1 protein-coding gene and 2 pseudogenes are annotated in these 1,826 nt (G+C 69.8%); 2 read left to right on the top strand and 1 reads right to left on the bottom strand.

The genetic code is table 11. From position 1 onward, the window contains the following. Window positions 1-287: pseudogene (gene acnA, locus AC2VNT_RS10275) on the bottom strand (aconitate hydratase); the annotation flags it as partial. A 126-nt stretch (window positions 288-413) separates the two neighbouring features. On the opposite strand from acnA, the gene AC2VNT_RS10270 reads away from it, so the two are divergent. Together AC2VNT_RS10270 and AC2VNT_RS10265 are read left to right on the top strand one after the other, a co-directional pair. After that, entirely contained in the window at window positions 414-956 is a 543-nt protein-coding gene (locus tag AC2VNT_RS10270; protein ID WP_486946753.1) for an Rv1476 family membrane protein, read from the top strand. Between the two features lie 477 nt (window positions 957-1,433). Beyond that, window positions 1,434-1,826, top strand: a pseudogene (locus AC2VNT_RS10265) (NlpC/P60 family peptidoglycan endopeptidase RipA); the annotation flags it as partial.

Below are 1,826 nucleotides of genomic sequence, written 5' to 3'. Positions count from 1 at the left end.
ATGCACGGCACGCCGGTGAAGTCCTGCCTGACCACCCGCGCCGGGGTGTACTGGATCTCGGTGCTCGGCTGGGCCGACGGGTTCCAGGTGGCGATCGCCCGGACGTGGTCGGCGGTGATGTTGGCGCCGTCCTCGTTGCGCAGCAGGTTCTCGGCGAGCACCTTGAGGCTGTAGGGGAGCTTCTCGGTGCCGGGCACGGCGTCGAGCCGGTAAATCTGGTAGGTGTCCTCGCCGACGGCGAGGCTGGCGCGGGCTCCGAACGAATTCACCGACGCTGTGCTGCTCACATCCAACTCCCGGGGATCGAACTTCGCCGCCGGGCGGGCCGCGCCGGCGGGCGTGGATCACTCTAGCGGTACGTGCGTACTGCAACGCGAGTGGCTGCCCGGCCGGGTATGCGGATTGGTACCGTCATGGCCGTGACCATCCCGCAGCTCCCGGCCTACATCCCCAGCGAGATCTGCATCAACGTCGGCCTGGACCCGACGGTGCCCCCGGACGACTGCATGGCACTGCTCAAGACGGATGTCGAGGCCGACGCGGTCAGCGCGCCCGCCGCCGACGTGCCGGGCCTGCGCACCGTGGTGCAGCAGGCGAACCAGGGCGGCATCGACCTGAAGGTCATCGTCATCGCCCGCAACCCGGGGATGGACACCGCCCTGCGCGACGTCGCCACCGTGATCGGCGGGGACGACCCGGGCTCGACCGTGCTGGTGCTCAGCCCGTCCTACGTCGGCAGCTACTCCGGCCAGTTCCACCGGTCCAAGCTGGAGGCCGGCGAAGACCACGCCAAGACCGGAAACCCGGTGGTCTCGGCGCAGAACTTCCTCAACGAACTCGACACCCCGGACCTGCCGTGGACCGGCCTGACGGTGGTGTTGCTGGTCGGGGTGGCGGCCGCGGTCGGCGTCACCCGCAAGCTGCAACAGCTCAGCAAACGAACGGCGCGGCACTAGCCGTCGACGGTCAGCACCGTCACCTGCGCAATTCGTGTCTACGGGCATCTGACGCGATCTCGGCAGCGCATTTTATTGTCACCATCGGGTCACAACCTGCTTAAGGCGCGGCATTAGTCCGTTACGAATGTTTCAGTAGTTGCTGACGTGACATATGGTGCAAAAGGCGACGCGCTTTATCCCTGCTCTCGGCACCGCCGGAGACCGGCGTCGCCCGCCGCACCGAGCCCGAGGAGGCACCGTCGAATGAGACGCACCGAGCGTGGCTCCACCGCCCGATCCGCCCGGCGGGCCGGTCGGCTCGCCCGGCCGGTCGGGGCGTCGATGCTGGGCATGACGCTGTTGCTCGGGCTGCTTGCCGGGCCGGGGACGGCCGCGGCCGACCCGGGATCGGATGTGACGGCCCGCGAGGAGTTGCAGGTGCAGCCGGCCGGGAACGGCGACCGGTGGGAGGCCGGACCCGACGGTGACGCCCTGCCGGGGAATCCGCCGGCCGCCACCGAGTGGGCCGGCGAGTGGGACCCGACCCTGCCGATGGTGCCCAGCGCCAACGTCGGCGGCGACCCGATCGCCGTATTCAACCAGCTGCTGGGAATCTCCACCACCTCGTCGCAGGTCACGTCCAACATGGGCCGGGAGTTCCTGCAGGGGTTGGGGCTGGCCCCCACGCCGAGCGGCTTCACCAACGGCGCCATCCCGCGGGTGTACGGGCGCAAGGCCTCCGAATACGTGATCCGGCGCGGCCTGTCCCAGCGCGGGGTGCCGTATTCCTGGGGTGGCGGCAACGCCGCCGGGCCGAGCCGCGGCATCGACTCCGGGGCGGGCACGGTCGGCTTCGACTGCTCGGGGCTGATCCTGTACTCGTTCGCC

The sequence above is a fragment of the Mycobacterium sp. TH-M15 genome (assembly GCF_057473705.1).
Note: the sequence above shows the minus strand (reverse complement) of the source record. Positions and strands in the feature narration are given on the sequence as shown.